The sequence below is a fragment of the Mesorhizobium amorphae CCNWGS0123 genome, assembly GCF_001686985.1.
GTDB lineage: Bacteria > Pseudomonadota > Alphaproteobacteria > Rhizobiales > Rhizobiaceae > Mesorhizobium > Mesorhizobium amorphae.
Genome location: NZ_CP015318.1, coordinates 5,124,804 through 5,142,061, shown reverse-complemented (window position 1 = coordinate 5,142,061; position 17,258 = coordinate 5,124,804). Strand labels below are relative to the sequence as shown.

Here is a 17,258-nt window from a genome sequence, read left to right as displayed (position 1 = left end):
ATCGCCAAGATGAGCGTAAATGGCACAACACTCAATCTTGGCCTGATGGCGCCTGGTTCGATCCGGCACCAACCCGGCTTCCGGCTGGAAATCAGCCGGAAGCCAGTGCTCGGGAGGAGCCTTGCCCGTGTTCAGCCTCCAGCGGTCGCGGATAACTGCAGTTTCTGCTTGGCGCCATGCGCCAGGGTTTCCAGGATCAGGGCGCAGGATGTGGCGCCGGCGTCGAGGACGCCAACCGAGCGCTCGCCGAGCCGGCTGGCGCGGCCGATCTTCGCCACAAGATCCCTGGTGCTGTCGCGACCTTTTTCGGCCGCGACGACCAGTGCATCCAGGGCTTCCGGAAACGGCTTGCCGCCGGCATTGGCGGCGTCGAAGGCCTCGATGGCCGGGACGAGCGTGTCGAGCAGCGTCTTGTCGCCGACCTTGGCCGAGCCGATCGACTGGATGCCGTCGAGACCGTTGGTGAGCATGGCGCTGAACGTCCTGGCATCGATCGACGGGGAGCCTTCGATCGTTTCGGCGAATTGCGTGAACATGACGCCATAGAGCGGACCCATCGAGCCGCCGATCTCGGTCATCAGCACGGTGCCCAGCGTGTCGAAGGCCGTGGCCAGCGACATCTCGTTGCCGCGGATCCTGTCCGCTGCCATGCCGAAACCCTTGGCCATGTTGACGCCGTGGTCGCCGTCACCGATCTTGCCGTCGATCTCGCTGAGATAGGCCCGGTTCTCGATGATCCTGTCGGCCAGCGAAAGAACGATGTCGCCGGCGGAAGCGTTGTCAAACTGCTGCATGCGCCTGTTCCTAAAGCCTTGCCGGACAATCGACATCGACGTCCAGCAATCGTTTCAACTCGGTGTCGAGAGCCATGACCGTGAGCGTGGCGCCGACCATTTCCAGCGAGGTGAAATAATTGCCGATATAGGTCTTGTGGATGGTCAAGCCGCGTCCAGTGATCTCCGTTTCGATCGTGTCGTTGAGGATGTAGAGCTCGTTGACCGGGGTTGCGCCGAGGCCGGACACAAGCACCGCCACTTCCGTGCCGGCGGCGAGACCGTGGTCGTCGAGGACGACCTTGACCATTTCGCGGGCTATCTCGGCTGCCGGCTTCAGCGGCTCGACCCGCACACCCGGTTCACCGTGATGGCCGATGCCGACTTCCATAGTTCCCGGCTCGATCAGGAAATTGGGATGCCCGACCGCCGGCAGCGTGCACGGGCCAAGGCCGACACCGATCGAACGGCAATTGTCGATCGCCCGTTGCGCGATCGCCTGCACCTCCTCGAGGCCGGCGCCTAGCGCGGCCTTGGCGCCGGCGCATTTCCACATGAAGATCTCGCCGGCGACGCCGCGGCGCTTCTCGCGCTCTTCCGGTGGCGCCGAGCAGACATCGTCATTGGCGACGACGGTAGCGATCTCGATGTCTTCCTTGGCCGCGAGCTTTATGGCCATTTTCACGTTCATGTTGTCGCCGGCGTAGTTGCCATAGAGGCAGACGACACCCTTGCCGCCATTGGCTTCGCGCGCGGCGTCAAGGAAGCTCTTTGCGGTCGGCGACGAGAAGAGCTCGCCGACCGCGACCGCGTCCAGCATGTTGCGGCCGGTGTAGCCGATGAAGGCGGGCTCGTGGCCGGAGCCGCCGCCGGTGATCACGCCGACCTTGCCGCCGACCGGCGCATGGCGGGCGGCGATGACGCGCGGGTTGCTGCCCAGCCTGACCAGGTCGGCATGCGCCTTGACGAAGCCCTTGACCGTATCCTCGACGACCTCGTCGGGGTTGTTGATGAACCGCTGCATTGTTACTCCGATCCTTCGCCGCTCAGACAATGGTGTAGCCGCCGTCGACCAGGAGGTCGGCGCCGTTGATCATGTCGGCGCCGTTCGACGCCAGGAACACTGCTGCCGCGGCGATCTCCTGCGGAAAGGCGAAGCGCCCGGTCGGAATGCGCTGCTTCAGCGCCTCGCCGCGCGGATTGTCCCAGGCCTTCCTGCCGAGGTCGGTGAGAACCACCGTCGGCGAGATCGTGTTGACCGTGATGCCGTGCTTGCCCCATTCGGCAGCGAGCGTCTTCGACAGGCCGATGACGCCGAATTTCGAGGCGCAATAGGCGGCATGCTGGTCGATCGCGACGCTGCCGGCCTGCGAGGCCATGTTGATGATCTTGCCGCCCTTGCCGGCCTTGATCAGGGCGCGTCCGGCGGCCTGGCAGACAAGGAACGTTCCCTTGAGATTGATGTCGATCGTCTTGTCCCAGGCGTCGAGGGCGAGTTCCTCGGCGGGAGCAAGGATGGCGACGCCGGCGCTGTTGACGACGATGTCGATTTGGCCGAAAGCCGCTTGCGCCGCGGCGAACACCGCCTCCACGGACTTTGGATCGGCCACATCGCAGACGAAGGATTTCGCGCCGTTGCCGAGTTCGTCGGCCTTCGCCCGCGCAACCGATTCATTGATATCGATCACGCCGACGACGGCTCCTTTCGCGGCAAATGCCGATGCAATGGCACTGCCGATGCCGGAGGCGCCGCCGGTAACCAGGGCGACCTTGCCGCCCAGCGAAAAATTGAGATCGACGTCGATTGAATCGGTCATGGTTTTCTTCTTCCAGTCCTGGTGGAAAGTGGGGCGGGCGGTCAGCCCGCCCCACGGTTGTATCACTTGCGCGTCGCCAGCAGCTGGTCGACGTTTTCAGCCGTCACGGGCGTCCACGGGACATTGTAGATCTTCTCCTTGCCGTCGTTCCACGGCATGTCCTTGTAGGTTGTCCAGATGTCGGACTGGGGCTTGTAGTCACCCTTCTTGGCATTGAAGATTGCGAGGTCGAGCGCGCCTTGAGCTTGGGCGCGCGCGTCCTGGAGGATCGAGGTCATCTCGCCGGCCTTGACGGCGTGGAGGGCGTCGGTGATGCCGTCGATGCCGGCAATGGCGAAACTCTTGACGTCAAGGCCGGCGGCCTTGATCGCCTCGATCGCGCCGAGAGCCATTTCGTCGTTCTGGCCGATCACGCCGTTGATCTGCTTCGGGTGAGCCGTCAGCCAGTTCTCCATCAAGGTCTGGGCTTCGGCGCGCGACCAGTTTGCCGTCTGGTCCTCGAGAACCTTGACGTCAGGGCATTCGGCAAGCGCCTTCTTGTTGCCTTCGAGGCGCGAAATCTGCGCGGACTGGCCGACCGGCCCCTCGAGGATGACGACGTTGCCCTTGCAGCCGATCTTGTCGAGCACGGTCTTGGCTTCCATGTAGCCCGAGATCGTGTCGTCTGATCCGACATAGGAGGTCAGCAGATCGGAATTGACGCGGGTGTTCGAGCCGATGACCGGAATGCCGGCGTCGGAGGCCGACTGCACGGCGGCAGCGCCGGCGTCGACGTCGATCGGCGCGAAGATGATCGCATTGTATTTCTGCGTGACCATCGTCTTGAACTGGTCCTGCTGGACCAGCGCATCATAGCGACCGTCAAACACCGTCAGCTCGACTTCGCCGCTCTTGACGGCCGGGTGCTCCTGAAGCGCTGCCGCCCAGATCTGCATGAATTCCGCATTCAAGCCGTAGGGTGCTGCACCTATCTTGATCTTCTCCTGCGCCATCGCAGACGAGGTCAGCAGCGCGGTCGCGGATGCGAGCGCAATCATCCATCTTTTCATTTTGTTACCTCCACTAAGTGAGCGACCGACATGGTTCGCCTTTCAACGGACGCGCGTGATGCAGGTCCGGTGCCTGAAGGGGGCTGTCGAGCATCATATTGCCAAAGCGGAATTCGCTTTGGATCCAATGTTCTAAGCCCCGTAGTTCCTCTTCTGGTCGAGCATCACGGCGCCAACGATCAGGGCGCCCTTGAGCACTTGCTGGTAGTAGGATTGGATACCCATGAGATCGAGACCGTTGTTCATGACGCCGATGATCAGCGCCCCGATCAATGTGCCGGTGACCCGGCCGACCCCTCCGGAAAGACTGGTTCCACCGATCACCACCGCCGCGATCGCATCGAGTTCATAGGCGATGCCGGCCTGCGGAAGTGCCGAACCGGTGCGCGCGCTGAGCAGCATTCCGGCGAAACCGGCAAGGCCGCCGGAGATGACGTAGACGACGAACTGGATGCGGGTGATGTTGATGCCCGAGGTCCTCGCCGCATGCGGATTGCCGCCGACGGCATAGATGTAGCGGCCGAAACGGGTCCGGTTCAGGATCCACCACGAAACGGCGAACACGATCGCGAGAATGATGACCGGCGCGGGTATGCCAAAGACGTCGCCCGTGCCGATCCAGCGGAAGGCCGGCGTCAGAGCGGGGACGGGACGGCCCCCACCATAGATCAGGGTCAACCCGCGCGCGGCCGAGAGCATGCCCAGCGTCGTCACGAAGGCCGGCACCGAAAACCGCGACACGATCAAGCCTGAGACGGCGCCGCAGGCTATGCCGACCAGCAGGCCGATGCCGATGCCCAGCGCGACGGGATAGGGCGCGCCGGAAATTCCGGCGGTCGCGGAACTGGTGACGAAACTGGCGCTGACGATGCCGGCAAGCGCGACAACAGAGCCGACGGAGAGATCGATGCCGCGGGTCAGGATGACGAAGGTCATGCCGATGGCGAGGACACCGTTGATCGAGGTCTGCAGCAGCACGTTCGAGATGTTGCCGGCGGTCAGGAAGAACTCGTTGGAGACCGACAGAACCGCCACCAGGATCAGGAAGGCGAGGAAGATGCCGTATTCCTGGACCAACAGCCGGCGCTGCTCGGAACCCAGCCAGCCCTTCGCCTTCTTGTCGTCGCCAACCGACATTACCGACTCCTCTGCCATTGAGCGAACACCCTGTCCCGGTTCAGGTTGATAGGTGGACGAGTGATTGGGCATCCGTTTCCTCCCGGCTGAAGATTCCGGCGCTCCTGCCGGCCCGCATCACCATGACCCGGTCCGACATGCCGAGAACTTCGTCGATTTCAGACGAGATCATCACCACCGTGCCGCCGGCGGCGGCGAAGTCGCTGATGATCCGATAGATCTCACGCTTGGCGCCGACGTCGACGCCGCGGGTCGGCTCGTCCAGCAGCAGGACCTTTGGGTTGCGCAGGAACCATTTGCCGAGCACCACCTTTTGCTGGTTGCCTCCCGAAAGACCGGAGACCGGCATGGTGTCGCGCGCCGCCTTGATCTGGAACTGATCGCGCATGTCGCGGCTTGCCCGCGCCTCGCGAGCCCGGTCCATGGCAAAGGCGGGGCTCATTTCGGGCAGACTCGCCATGCAGATGTTTGCCCGCACGGAATCGGAGAGATTGAGGCCGGTCAGCTTTCGGTCCTCGGTGACCAGCGCCAGGCCAAGCGCCATGGCGTCCGCCGGCTTGGAGATGGTGACCTCGGCGCCGTCGACCGTAACTCGTCCTGCCGACGGTTTGTCGAGTCCGAACAGGCAGTTGAAGATTTCCGTTCGCCCGGCGCCCATCAGGCCGTAAATGCCGAAGATCTCGCCCTTGCGGGCCGAGAAGGAGATGTCCTCGATCTTGTTCGGGCAAGAGAGCGCAACGACCTCGATGCCGGTTTGCGGCGTCGGCGCGTTGGTCTTGACGTACTCCTCCGACAGTTCGCGTCCGACGATCATGCGGATGAGGCCGGGCCGGTCGATGTCGGCAAGCGCCCCGCTGCCGACATAGGCGCCGTCGCGAAAGACCGTGTAGGAATCGGCGATCTGGAAAATCTCCGACAGGCGGTGGGAAACATAGACGATGCCGCGCCCTTGCGCCTGCAGCCGACGGATCGCGTCGAAGAGGTGTTGGGCCTCCCGCTCGCCGATCGCCGACGTCGGCTCATCCATGAAGATGACCTCCGCGTCGTGGCTGAGCGCCTTGGCGATCTCGACCAGCTGCATCTGCGCGACCGAGAGGTTCATCATGTAGCTTGTGGCGCGAATATCGAATTCGAGATCGTCCAGCAGCTTTTGCGCCGACCGGTTCATCGCCCGGAAATCGATGCCACCGAAGCGCGCCTTGGGTTCGCGGCCGAGATAGATGTTTTCGGCGACCGTCATGTGGGGAACGGGGCTGAGTTCCTGTTCGATGATGGCAATGCCCGAGGCCAGTGCGTCGGCCGGGCTTGCGAATTCCACCTCCTTGCCGCGACGGCGAATGGCGCCGGAATCGCGTTTGAAGATGCCCATCAGGATCTTGAGGAAGGTCGACTTGCCGGCGCCGTTGCCGCCGCAGAGTGCATGAACCGTGCCCGCCCGAAGCTGAAAGCGGCCGTCGCGCAAGGCAGCGACGCCACCAAAGGACTTTTTCAGCCCTTCCACCTCGAGCAAAAGCTCCACGCCGTTCTCCTCCCACGCATTCGGCAACCCCGTTTGGGGCGATCGACACCAGAGCTCCCCGTCTCCAAATGCCGATGCTGACAATAGTCAGTTCATGATCGACAAATGTCAAGTTAATGATTTTGCGATGCCTGGATTGACGGTTTTCCGCCGTGCGTCCAACCTCATTGGCAAGCGTATTTCATGCCGCGCTGACCAAGGCTCTGCCCCAAGGCAGGACGCCGGGAGCAGGCTTCTTCCAGGACAACCAGATCATGACGCGACCGGTGGAACAGCTTCTTTCCCAGCTTCATGCGCGGTTCGACACCGCTTCTGTCCTGGTTGGTGATGCGGTCGATCCGCGTTACAGCGACGACCTTTCCGGAAAGAATGGAGTGCGCCCCGAGCTTGTCCTGCGTCCGCGCACTGCGGCGGAGGTGGCTGAGATGCTGCGGCTCTGCAACGGCATCGGCCAGCCGCTTGTCGTCCATGGCGGCCGCACCGGTCTTGCCGGCGCGGCGCGCGTCGAGCCGGGCGAGGCGGTGCTGTCGCTGGAGCGGATGACCGCGATCGAGACGCCCGACCGCGAGGCGGCGACGATCGTCGCCGAAGCCGGCGTGCCGCTGCAGGTGGTTCAGGACGTGGCCGATGCGGCCGGCCTGCTGTTCGGCGTCGATATCGGGGCGAGGGGAACGGCCACCGTCGGCGGCAATGTCGCCACCAATGCCGGCGGCATTCGCGTGCTGCGCTACGGCATGTACCGCGCGCAGGTTCTGGGTCTGGAAGCGGTGCTGGCGGACGGCTCGATCCTGACCTCGCTCAAGGGCCTGCCCAAGGACAATTCCGGTTACGATCTCAACCAGCTTTTTGTCGGCAGCGAAGGTACGCTGGGCGTGGTCACGCGCGCCTGCCTGCGGCTGCACCCGAAACCGGCCACGGAGGTCAATGCCTTCTGCGCGCTCGCCTCGCTGGAAGCGGCAATCGCGCTGCTCGGGCTGCTCAGGCAGAGGCTCGGGCCGTTGCTGTCGGCCTACGAGGTGAACTTTTCGCCGCTCTACGGCGCCATGGTCGCCGGCATGCAGGCGCCGGCGCCGCTGCCTGCCGGTTCGCCCGTCTATGTGCTGGCCGAGATACAGGGCACCGAGCCGGACCGGGACGGCGAGCGGTTCGCCGCGGTGTTGATGCAGGCCGTCGAGGAGGGCGTGATCGACGACGTGGTCGTCTCGCAGTCGCCGCGCGAATTCCGCGCGCTGTGGGACGTGCGGGAAGACGCCAACCTCTTCCTGTTTTCGATCGAGGGCCTGGTCGGCGTCGACATCAGCATCCCGCTGGCGCGGATGGCAGTATTCCTTCGAGATGCGGAAGCGGCGATCCGTACCGTCGACCGCAATGCCGAGATCTACGTCTTCGGCCATCTCGGCGACGGCAATCTCCACTATCAGGTGCAGACCAGCGAGCCGGCATTGGCCTATGACATCATCTATCGGGGCGTGGCCGCCGCCGGCGGCGGCGTCTCGGCCGAACACGGCATCGGCCTCGACAAGAAGAAGTGGCTGCACCTGGTGCGCAGCGAGGCCGAGATCGCCGCCATGCGGCGCCTGAAGTCGGCCTTCGACCCGAACAACATCCTCAATCCCGGGCGGATATTCGACGCCGCGCCCCGAGGTTTCTAACCCCGGCAGATCGAGCATCGGAGAGTTCTACTCGGGGCATATCTTCGATGAGGACGGTGGCCGGCCTCCCGGCGAAGCATCGCATCGTCCTGGCGGTGGCGCGGCTGGTGTTCACCATTCGCCACCCGTGTACGCTCGAACCCTTCGACATCATTGCGGACAGCTCGGCTCTGAGCTAATTTAGAGCCTGATCAGACGAGGAATGTGCCCGCTGTCGCGACGGCTTTTCTCTCTCTTTTTCTGTCTCGGCAGACTGTGACCTCTTTAACAGACCTCGATGCCGCAAGCTGCATTCTTGTGGTCTCCAGGTAATAGCAGTTAAGGAATCTGCCATGCTCCGATGCTGCGCGTTCATTGCAGCCTTGATTCTCGCGGGCTTCACGGCGTTCGAAGCTCACGCTGATCGAAGGGTTGCCTTTGTCATCGGCAATTCCGATTACCGGAACATTCCGGCGCTGAAGAACCCGGACAAGGATGCCGAGGACGTATCCAAGACGTTTCGGCTGGCCGGTTTCGAGGTCTTCGTCGCCAAGGATCTTACCAAGCTCCAATTCGAAGAGCAGTTTCGCAACTATCTTTCGGCGGCGGACGGCTCGGATCTGTCGGTCGTCTACTATTCAGGCCATGGCTTTCAGGTCGGTGGCGAAAATTTCCTGATCCCGGTCGATGCCTCGTTGAAAAAGGCGGCTGACATCGAGGTCCAGGCCATCAAGCTCAACGATGTGCTGGAGCAGTTGCGTTCGAAGTCGAAGATCCAGGTGATCATCCTCGATGCCTGCCGCAACAATCCATTTCCGCGCAAGGATTACTGGCTGCGAGACCAGCTTCTCACCGCAGGGAATACCGGCCTTGCGCAGGTGCGAAGCTCGCTGAACACCTTGATTGCCTTTGCCACCGAACCCGGGGCGGTCGCCTATGACGGCACCGGCGACCTCAGCCCGTTCTCGGCGGCGTTCTCGCGTCGCGCGCTCGCGCCGAACCAGGAGATTCGCACGGTCATGGCGGCGGTGCGCCGGGATGTGGTCGAGGCCACGAAAGGCGTGCAGGTTCCCTGGGAAAACTCGTCGCTGATCGACGAAGTCGTGTTCATGCGCCGCAGCAACCGCCCATCGCTGCCGCCGGTGCTGGAGAAGGTCGTGCTGTCGGGGGTCGGCCCGGTCGATCTCGGCCTGCCGGAACCGGTCGATGTCGACGGCGGAACAATCACCGTCAGCATCGAGAGACCACCCGCGCTCGGGCGCCTGATGCTGGACGGCAAGCCTGTCGAGGCGGGCGAGCCCATCCAGGGCAGGGACCTGCCACGCCTGAAGATGGATGTCCCCAAGGGGGTCGCCACGCAAGACGAGGTGGACATGCTGGCCTATGCCACGCATGACAATTGGGGCGGCCAATCCCAGGGCATACTGGTGTTCCGCGTCAAAAGTGGCGAAGGCGCCGCGGGCCAGCAGGTCATGGCTTCGCTCGAGGCCGAGCAGAAGCAGCAGGTGCTGGAGCGCGGCATTCACATCACCGGTGCTGCCGAGGCGATCGAAAACCGCGACATCGATGTTCCCGTGGGCGTGGGCCCGGTTGCGCTGAACCTGGATTTCCCGACCGACGATCCGGCGGTCAGCCTGAAGGTTTCGGGGTATCCGGCAACGGGAACGCTCTCGCTGCCGGATCGAACCCTGTCGCCCGAATCGAGCCTGGTGGCCGGTGAAGTCGACCATTTGCGCTACGAACCCCAGATCGGCGCCGGCGCGCCGGTCACGGTCGGTTTCGAGATCCGGGCGGACGCCAGCTCGTCCAAGCCCGCCACGATGAAATTGTCGCCGACGGTCGACCCCTGCGATACGGCCGCCGGAGAACCGCTCGACCTGCAAGGCGTCGTGCCCGGCCTGCTGCCGAATGAAATCGGCGCCAAAGCGGTGGAGGTCTGCGAGGCGGCGGTTAAGGCTTATCCGGATGTGCCGCGCTTCCGCTACGAACTGGGGCGCGCGCTGCTTGCGGCCGGCAAGGTCGAGGAAGCGAAGACGGCTGTCGAGGAGGCCGCCAAGAAGGGACATGTGCGCGCCGTGTTCGAACTCGGCTACATGTATGCGACCGGAACCGGAATGGCCATCGATCGCACGCAAGCCAATGCCCTCTACAAGGCGGCGGCCGACAAGGGCGATCCCTATGGCATGACGTCCTGGGGCCGCGCCCTGTTCAATGGCCATGGCGTCAAGCCCGATACGGCCAAGGGCCTGGATCTGCTGCTCAAGGCGGCTGCGATGGGGCATACATACGCCATGAACGATCTTGCCGCGATCTTCACCGAGGGCCGCAACGGCGTGACCGCCGATGCGGCTCGTGCCGTCGCCTTCCTGGAGGCCGGCGTGCAGCGGCAGGACATGTATTCGATGAACCTGCTCGGCCGCAATTACCTCAGCGGTCAGGGCGTGGAGAAGGACCCGAAGCAGGCGCAGGCGCTTTTCCAGAAGGCGATCGAGCTTGGCCAGCCTTACGCTCCGGCCAGCCTTGCGCGCATGTACCGTGATGGCGTCGGCGTGGAGCAGGACCTCGTCGAAGCGCAAAGACTGTTCGAGCTGGCAACCGCGCGCGGCGATCAGTCAGGTGCCTATGACCGCGCGGCCCTCGAACTGCAAAAGGGCGACAGCGCCGATCAGGCCGTCGCCGTGCGTTTCCTTGCATTCGCGGTTGCGCTCGATCTGCGCAAGGAGTTGCCGGACGCGCCGAAGGTACTGGCGCAATTCGGAGCGAAGCCGAAAACGGCGGCGCTGCAAGAACTGCGCCAGGAACTCAAGTCGAAAGTTCCCGCGTCCGGTTCGCTGGACGCCCAATTGGTCAAAGTGGCCAGGCGAGTCTGGGAAGAAGCCAATCCGCGTCGGGACGTGTTTTGATCAACTGGGAGGCAATGGTGGGCAGGACATCGAAGCAGGCAATCATCGGAACAATTCTGTCCGGCCTTGTGGCAGGGCTTATGGGCTGCACGTCCTTGGTGCCCCAGCCTGAACCTACGGCGCTGGTGGCGAAGCCCCAGCCGAAGGTCGTTCGCACGGTGCCGCCGCCAAAGGTCTTGAAGAAGAAAAACGTCGCCACCAAGAAAGTGGTCGAACCGGTTGAGGAGGCCCAGCCGGTTGAAGCCCCTGTAAAGCCTGTCGTTCCCACTTTGGGCGGAAGCGGCGGCGGCGGTGGCGGCGGCTGGGGAGGTTGATCAGGTGTTAGCGGGCAGGCGTTTCCGCCGCGGGCTAATAGGTATCCGCTGATTGGTGAAGCGCCTCGATTTCCGCCATCTGGATGCCCATCTCGACAAAGGCGGAGAGAACGGCAAAACGGTCATCGAGAGCGACGCGCGCCAGGCCGGCCAGAACCCCTGCGTTGACGGCATGGGCGGCCGGGAAGGGTTGCAGGTCCGTTGCCGCTGCCGGGTCCGTGGCCGCCGGGCCGATATCATCCCATCCCGCGGCCAGGGCGATCCAGCCGCCCGGCGTTACCGGCTGCATTGCGGCGGCCGTGCTCACCGCGGCGCGATGGTGAGGACTGTCGGGTTCACCGACCCGATCGCGGACCAATGCGAGCAGTTCCTGGTCATTCCCGTCGAGCAGTTCGGTCAGATGGCTCAGGCACTCATGCGCCCACCAGAGTGAGGCCCGCTCGGGAAGCAGATAGGCGCAGAACGTGATCGCCTCTTCCGGCACGCGGCCGGCGAGGAGGGCGCGGCAGAAGTCGATAGAAGCCTGTTCGGTCGGCGCCGTGCGCATGTCCCTGGCGATAGCGGGACAAGCCATGAAAAGATCCCGTGCCGTTCTGAATCGGAGCCCGTTGGCCATGGCCGCCACGCTTTCCCCCAGGGAATATCCGCCACTCAAGCGCCCGGCGAGGCGCGGGTCAAGTCTCTCCTTTGGCTAGGCCGCGGCCGGCCGGCCGCGTGCGTTTGTTCACAGACAATCGCCGCAAGATTTGGTATAGTCGTCGGCTGGCAAAATCGGATGCTCAGACAGGAGTAACCGCAATGAATTTCGGCAGTTCAGCCCTTGTGTTGGCGGTCGTGGTTTTTGCGACCCACGCCTCCGCCGATCCAACGCAGAAATCGGAAGACATCGTGAAGTTCTTTGCCGGAGCCGGCAATCTCGGCGCGGCGCGCGGCATCTGCGTCGGCACCGAGGAAGAATGCAGCAGCAAGAGCGAGACGAACAAGGCGCCGGCCAAGAAATCCAGCCTCGACATGCTGATCAATTTCGGACTGGATTCCGCCGAGCTCGACGCGACCGCCCGCTCAGAGCTCGACGAGTTCGCCAAAGCGCTGAAAGACAGCCGGTTGAGCACACTCAGCTTCGTCGTCGAGGGTTACACCGATGCCTCCGGCTCGGCCCGCTACAATGAGGGACTGTCGCAACGGCGGGCAAAATCGGTGACCGCCTTCCTGACGTCCAGCGGCGTCGAGGCAGCCCGCATCAAGGCGATTGGCATGGGCGAAAACAATCCGCGCGCCCCCAATCCCTATGACCCGGTCAACCGGCGGGTGGAGATGCGCATAAGCGCGCAATAGCCAGCGCCGGCGCCTGTCACGCCGGGCTGTCGAACAGAGCCCCGTCCGTCAGTTCTTGTTGAGCACGCCGCCGACAGCCACGCCGGTGCCGAAGATCAGCGCCTTGGTTAGGAAGTCGTTGTTGTTCTCAGGCGGCGGGGCGTCTTCCCGCCCGACCAAGGTATCGCGGTTTGTGCGCTTCTTCTGAACAACCTGCTGTTGTTTCTTGCGGGGCTTCTGCGCCACCGGCTTTTGCGCACGGGCCTTCTGCACCGACTGCTTTTTCGGCGGTGCCGGACGAGCCTCATCGGCGGCATGTCTGGCGCGCACGGCGTCCATCATCGGATCCGTCTGAATGACCAGGAACGCCAGTTGCTCGCGCGTCAGGAAGGTTGTCGGCGGCAGCCCGTTCTTCTCCTGCCAGTCGCCGATCGCCTGGCGGGTCTTGGGCCCGATGTTTCCGTCGACGCGACCAAGTTCGTTGCCCAACGCTTCGACGCGCAACTGCAGGTCGATGCGACCCTCGCGATCGAGACCGATGGCGCTTTCCGTCAGCTCGGAACCGAGCGCCTGCTTCATATCGTCCGAAATGCCGACCGATGTGCGCACGGCAGAGCCGGAGTTGGCGTTTTCCTCGTCCGCATCGACTGCCGCGACCTGCCGGTCTTCGGCTTTGGGGTCGTTCAATTCATCGATGCTCAGCCGCGCCACGGTGGCGAAGCGGCCGCTTGGAAACTGCTCGAGATAGGCTTCGTAGAACGGCACCGAGTTGCGCTTGGAGGCTTCATCCCAGAGGCGCTGCTCGACTTCCCAGGACGGAGGCTCACCAACCACCAGGGCGGGAGCGGCTGCCGCCGCGGCGCCGGCTGCGTCGGTGGCTGGCTTTGCCGCAGGCGCCGCCACGACGGGTTTGCCAATGAAGACCTCGCGCCCCAGCGACGCGTTATGCCACGGGCGCTGGCGACCTTTGGTGGTCTCGGTCACTTCGCCACGCACGCGCGTCAATGCGCTCTGGATCTCAATGCCTGGCTCGGTCAGGTGCCTGGCGAGCGCGGTGGAGTACGGACTGTTGACGCCGTTGCCGTCGAAGGCGATGGCGCCCGGATCCGTTGCGTAGGCAATCAGGATGCCGCCGGTACCGACGCCTTCCGATCTTGCTTCGATCGGCGCCAGGCCTGAGCCCAGCGAGCGCGACTTCGGCAGCGAGGCAGCCAACGTCCTGGCGAGCGGATTGTCGCGGCAGGCATCGAGGATGATGACGCCGACCGCCGGGTCGGACGGCAATGCCGCCATGAACTCGTCGATCTGGACGGTACGGGTCTTGAGATAGGCGGGCGATGTCAGCTCGGCGTCGACCGGAATCAGGAAATTCTTGCCGTCGACCTGCATGCCATGGCCGGCATAGAAAATGACGGCGAGGTCGGCATCGTAGGATTGCTCGGTGAACCGGCTGATCAGGCTGTGCATGCCCGCATTGTCCTGATCCACCCCCTCGATCACCTCGAAGCCGGCATTGCGCAGGGTCGATGCGATGAGGTGGGCATCGTTGGCGGGATTGGGCAAGGCAACCGCATGGACGTATTTGCTGTTGCCGATCACCAGCGCCACGCGTTTGGCGTCGGGCGCGGCAGCATCGGGTGTTGCAGCCTGGGCGCCAAGCGAGGCCAGGATAAACAGGATAATTCCGCTCACAAGGACGGCGAACGCTTTCATGGATCAGCCCTCCGCCCCACTGGGGCGCGCTATTGATGTCTGCGCATGCTAAACTTTCACTAGCGACACAGTCGCTTCTGCCAAAATGGCTCTTGGCCGTATGTGATCTCGACCACAGTTTTGGTTCACAAAGAGCCCGAAAAAAGTTTCGTTATTGTAACACTTGGCGGCAGGAACACCAACGGCGACGGCGAAACGCTGCAAGCGGCAGGCTCAAAGCGTCTTCTGAATCGAGCCTATGAGAGCCGTGACGGCCTGCTTGTATTTTTCGAACTCCGGCGATGTCTGCCGGATTTCCACCGTGGTCGTTCCCTGGCCCGTCCCGGTCGGCGGCGGGAGCTTGCGTCCCATTTTCCTTTCGGCCCAGTCGACGACGTAACTGGCGGACTTGCCGGTGAGGAACGGGTTGGCCTGGATGACGGCCGACCCGAGCACGGCGCTCAGTTGCGACGACCCCGGCGCCGCCAACACCTGATGCGCGCCTTCCATGCCGAGAAAATGGCAGAGATAGAGGCGACCGGCGGTGATCTGGTGGCCGCGGGCCCTGAGATAGGCTTCGCCTTCGCGCGCCAGGTTGCGCACCATCTCGCGCGAAAGCGTGGCGTCGTAGCGCAGCGCAAGCAGATCGGCGGTCGACAGCGTGCGGGCGAGATCGGGACGGTAGGTGTTCATCATCCTGATCCAGGTCTTTGATATGAACTGGCCGGCGCCGGTCGCCGAGGAGAGCGGATTCTTGGCGCGCGCACTGCCGCCGCTTTCGACATGAACGATACGGTCGGTCAGCGTTTCGACGGCAGGATCGCTCGTTGTTGCGATCGCCGCGGTCACTGTGCCGAGCGGATCGATCGCCTGGCCGTTCTGATAGAGTTCGAAATGCAGATGCGGTCCGGTCGACAGACCAGTGGTGCCGATATAGCCAATGATGTCGCCGGCCTTCACCTTGGTGCCGACACCGCTCGCGATCGCGAATTTCTGCATATGCGCGTAGCGCGTCTCGCGCCCGTTGCCGCTCGCGATCTTCACCAGATTGCCGTAGCCGCCGCCGTCACCCTGGAAGGTGATCTCGCCATCGAAGGCGGCCGCGATCGGCGTCCCCACGGGAGCTGCCCAATCGACGCCCTTGTGGATACGAACCACGCCCAGAATTGGGTGCTTGCGTGGGCCGAAGGTCGACGTCATGACGCCGTTGACCGGCGTGACCATGCCGTTGGTGACCGTCAGCGAGCGCACCTGATCGTCGCCGCCGACGCAGGCGAACTGGCCGTCGCTCTGCTGGAAGACGAAACAGTCGAGGCTCTTTTCCGTACCCTGCACGCCGACATACAAGACGCGCCCGTCGGTCTCACTCGTGCCGCGTGGCGTTTGCGAATAGATCAGCACCAGACGCTGGTCTTCGCTGGCGAAGGCATCCAGGTCCTGTCCTCGCGACAGATACATGATCGCTTCGCCGATCACGCCGGTCGGAACCTTGTTGCGCGCGGCCGTCGAATAGATTGCGTCGAGCAGGCGATACTGCCGCTTGTGCGTGCCTTCCTCCTGTGCCCCCGAATAGTTGAACAGATCCTCGCGCACCCAAGGGTCGACACCCGATACGAACGCGCCCGCCGCGCTGCGCGTCAACGTGCCGACAAACACATTCTTGGCGTAGATCGAAACCTGCATCAGCGACATCGTCGCCGTGTCGCGCGTCGGCCTGAAACCGCGCATGGCGACGACATAGCCGGGCTCCAGGCCGTCGCGGTTGAACAGGCTCTTGAGGGCCTCTCCCGCCTGCCTGGCATCCTCGGCGGAGAAATGCGCGTCGAGCGCAACGCTGTCCAGGCTGCGGTCGTTGAGGATCTTCACGAACGTGTCTTCGGTCGCCTCGAAGCGCTGGTACTCGCTGGTGACGGTGGCGACACTGGTGTTGTTTTCGATCTGGGTCTTCTGGAAGGCGGGAAGGGCGGCCTCGCCGGCATCAATCGTTTCGCCCCAGCCGGCTTCGGGATCGTCGGCGTCGGCCTGCGGCTGCGCGGTGGCCGGCGGCTCGCCCGTCGCCGGCGACGGCTGAAGCTCGTTCTGCAGGTCGTTGGCTGGCGCGTCGCTGGACGGCACGTCGCCTGACGGCGGCGGCGCGGTCTGCCGCTGTGCCTGGAAGAACGCGAAATCCTCCTGCGTCGACGGTATGGTAGTCATGAATTTTTCGCTGGCGCTGAGCATCACATCCGACAGGATTTCGATTTGCGGAGAGACGCCGGCCTGATCGAGCTCCGCCGGCCGCGCGATAGATTGGGCCTTCGACGAGGTGTCGGCATCGGGGGCAAGGGTGATCCACATCGGGTCCCCGGCAAGATCGATGATGGCCGGCACATAGACCGACGCATCGGCCGGCATGTCGTCGGCGCCTTCGACGGCGTGCAGTTCCTCGTCCTCGTCGCCAAAGGACCAATAGTCCGCAGTGAGATAGAAGCCGACGCCCAACGAAATCACCGCGAGCACGGCAAAGCCGGCAGCGAGCCTCAACCACAGCCGTCGCCTGCGAAGCGCCAGGCGGGCCTGCTTCTTTGCCTTGAAGCTGGTGTCGATGCTGTGCGTCACGGATTGCGTCCGGTCAGGAAAAACGTCCACCGCGCCTGTTCGAGCGTGTCGACTTCGAGAAAGCCCGCGGCGATATGGCCGCGCTGCCAGCATTCATCGATGCCGCGGATCGAGAAGCGCCGCCGCTCGATGCACATTTCCGTCGATCCGTTCAGGATCGCATGACCGAAGACGTCGGTCGCGTAGATGTAGACGTAGCGGTTGGTCAGCTCCTCGCGGATCACGTTCACGCACTGGTTCGCGCCGATGGTCCACCAGCCGTCGGTCTGGTCGGCATTGTCGACCTTCTGGCCGACGGCGAGATTGACGACATCGAGCGTCTGGTTGCAGACGGTGAATTCTGCGCGCGCGGGATTGGATGACAGGATGGCCAGCAGTGCCGTGCCCAGGATCACGGCAAGCTTCATGCGAACCGTCAGCAGCGCTCTATCTCTTTGTTTTGACGCAATTCCGCACGGAAAATCGCTACGCACTTTTCCTGGAATTGCTCGATCCCAATCGCGCTGTTGCT

Annotated in this window: 14 protein-coding genes; 4 read left to right on the top strand and 10 right to left on the bottom strand. The window is 63.6% G+C overall.

What is annotated here, in order from left to right; translation table 11 throughout:
* Positions 1-131 precede the first annotated feature (131 nt).
* The 6 genes from dhaL to A6B35_RS24135 form a co-directional block, all read right to left on the bottom strand.
* Positions 132-794 carry a dihydroxyacetone kinase subunit DhaL gene (gene dhaL / locus A6B35_RS24160; protein WP_006206718.1) on the bottom strand — a complete coding sequence of 221 codons (663 nt, stop codon included), beginning with the start codon at positions 792-794 and terminating at the stop codon, positions 132-134.
* Between the two features lie 10 nt (positions 795-804).
* Positions 805-1,797, bottom strand: a complete 993-nt coding sequence (locus tag A6B35_RS24155; RefSeq protein WP_006206719.1) for a dihydroxyacetone kinase subunit DhaK — start codon at positions 1,795-1,797, stop codon at positions 805-807.
* 22 nt (positions 1,798-1,819) lie between these two features.
* Positions 1,820-2,590 carry an SDR family oxidoreductase gene (locus A6B35_RS24150; protein WP_006206720.1) on the bottom strand — a complete coding sequence of 257 codons (771 nt, stop codon included), beginning with the start codon at positions 2,588-2,590 and terminating at the stop codon, positions 1,820-1,822.
* Between the two features lie 62 nt (positions 2,591-2,652).
* Positions 2,653-3,639 (bottom strand): substrate-binding domain-containing protein, encoded by a 987-nt coding sequence (locus A6B35_RS24145; protein ID WP_006206721.1) that lies wholly within the window; start codon positions 3,637-3,639, stop codon positions 2,653-2,655.
* Between the two features lie 132 nt (positions 3,640-3,771).
* Positions 3,772-4,776, bottom strand: coding sequence for an ABC transporter permease (locus A6B35_RS24140; RefSeq protein ID WP_006206722.1), 1,005 nt, complete (start codon positions 4,774-4,776; stop codon positions 3,772-3,774).
* Between the two features lie 40 nt (positions 4,777-4,816).
* Entirely contained in the window at positions 4,817-6,295 is a 1,479-nt protein-coding gene (locus tag A6B35_RS24135; RefSeq protein WP_006206723.1) for a sugar ABC transporter ATP-binding protein, read from the bottom strand.
* A 254-nt stretch (positions 6,296-6,549) separates the two neighbouring features.
* On the opposite strand from A6B35_RS24135, the gene A6B35_RS24130 reads away from it, so the two are divergent.
* From A6B35_RS24130 to A6B35_RS24120, 3 genes are all read left to right on the top strand, one after another.
* Positions 6,550-7,947, top strand: a complete 1,398-nt coding sequence (locus tag A6B35_RS24130) for an FAD-binding oxidoreductase (RefSeq protein ID WP_006206724.1) — start codon at positions 6,550-6,552, stop codon at positions 7,945-7,947.
* 332 nt (positions 7,948-8,279) lie between these two features.
* On the top strand, positions 8,280-10,829 hold the full coding sequence (locus A6B35_RS24125) for a caspase family protein (RefSeq protein WP_006206726.1): 2,550 nt from the start codon (positions 8,280-8,282) through the stop codon (positions 10,827-10,829).
* The gene (locus A6B35_RS24120; RefSeq protein ID WP_244426141.1) at positions 10,826-11,143 is read left to right on the top strand and encodes a hypothetical protein; all 318 of its coding nucleotides are present in this window, start codon (positions 10,826-10,828) and stop codon (positions 11,141-11,143) included. The genes A6B35_RS24125 and A6B35_RS24120 overlap by 4 nt, the downstream gene beginning before the upstream one ends.
* Positions 11,144-11,177: 34 nt before the next feature.
* Here A6B35_RS24120 and A6B35_RS24115 read toward each other — a convergent pair whose 3' ends face one another.
* Positions 11,178-11,759, bottom strand: coding sequence for a DUF6931 family protein (locus A6B35_RS24115; RefSeq protein ID WP_006206728.1), 582 nt, complete (start codon positions 11,757-11,759; stop codon positions 11,178-11,180).
* A 182-nt stretch (positions 11,760-11,941) separates the two neighbouring features.
* Between A6B35_RS24115 and A6B35_RS24110 the strand changes: the two genes are divergently transcribed.
* Positions 11,942-12,478, top strand: a complete 537-nt coding sequence (locus A6B35_RS24110; protein ID WP_006206729.1) for an OmpA family protein — start codon at positions 11,942-11,944, stop codon at positions 12,476-12,478.
* A gap of 48 nt (positions 12,479-12,526) precedes the next feature.
* Here A6B35_RS24110 and A6B35_RS24105 read toward each other — a convergent pair whose 3' ends face one another.
* The 3 genes from A6B35_RS24105 to A6B35_RS24095 form a co-directional block, all read right to left on the bottom strand.
* Entirely contained in the window at positions 12,527-14,170 is a 1,644-nt protein-coding gene (locus tag A6B35_RS24105; RefSeq protein ID WP_006206730.1) for a caspase family protein, read from the bottom strand.
* Between the two features lie 213 nt (positions 14,171-14,383).
* A complete protein-coding gene (locus A6B35_RS24100; protein ID WP_006206731.1) occupies positions 14,384-16,747 on the bottom strand; it encodes a M23 family metallopeptidase in 2,364 nt (787 codons plus the stop codon).
* Positions 16,744-17,154: a DUF1036 domain-containing protein gene (locus tag A6B35_RS24095; protein WP_006206732.1), complete on the bottom strand. Its 411-nt coding sequence runs from the start codon at positions 17,152-17,154 to the stop codon at positions 16,744-16,746. The genes A6B35_RS24100 and A6B35_RS24095 overlap by 4 nt, the downstream gene beginning before the upstream one ends.
* Positions 17,155-17,258: the final 104 nt, after the last annotated feature.

Bases quoted from the DNA above. Each gene is read 5' to 3' on its own strand.
- dhaL (WP_006206718.1), bottom strand. From the start codon at position 794: ATGCAGCAGTTTGACAACGCTTCCGCCGGCGACATCGTTCTTTCGCTG.
- A6B35_RS24155 (WP_006206719.1), bottom strand. From the start codon at position 1,797: ATGCAGCGGTTCATCAACAACCCCGACGAGGTCGTCGAGGATACGGTC.
- A6B35_RS24150 (WP_006206720.1), bottom strand. From the start codon at position 2,590: ATGACCGATTCAATCGACGTCGATCTCAATTTTTCGCTGGGCGGCAAG.
- A6B35_RS24145 (WP_006206721.1), bottom strand. From the start codon at position 3,639: ATGAAAAGATGGATGATTGCGCTCGCATCCGCGACCGCGCTGCTGACC.
- A6B35_RS24140 (WP_006206722.1), bottom strand. From the start codon at position 4,776: ATGTCGGTTGGCGACGACAAGAAGGCGAAGGGCTGGCTGGGTTCCGAG.
- A6B35_RS24130 (WP_006206724.1), top strand. From the start codon at position 6,550: ATGACGCGACCGGTGGAACAGCTTCTTTCCCAGCTTCATGCGCGGTTC.
- A6B35_RS24125 (WP_006206726.1), top strand. From the start codon at position 8,280: ATGCTCCGATGCTGCGCGTTCATTGCAGCCTTGATTCTCGCGGGCTTC.
- A6B35_RS24115 (WP_006206728.1), bottom strand. From the start codon at position 11,759: ATGGCCAACGGGCTCCGATTCAGAACGGCACGGGATCTTTTCATGGCT.
- A6B35_RS24110 (WP_006206729.1), top strand. From the start codon at position 11,942: ATGAATTTCGGCAGTTCAGCCCTTGTGTTGGCGGTCGTGGTTTTTGCG.
- A6B35_RS24105 (WP_006206730.1), bottom strand. From the start codon at position 14,170: ATGAAAGCGTTCGCCGTCCTTGTGAGCGGAATTATCCTGTTTATCCTG.
- A6B35_RS24095 (WP_006206732.1), bottom strand. From the start codon at position 17,154: ATGAAGCTTGCCGTGATCCTGGGCACGGCACTGCTGGCCATCCTGTCA.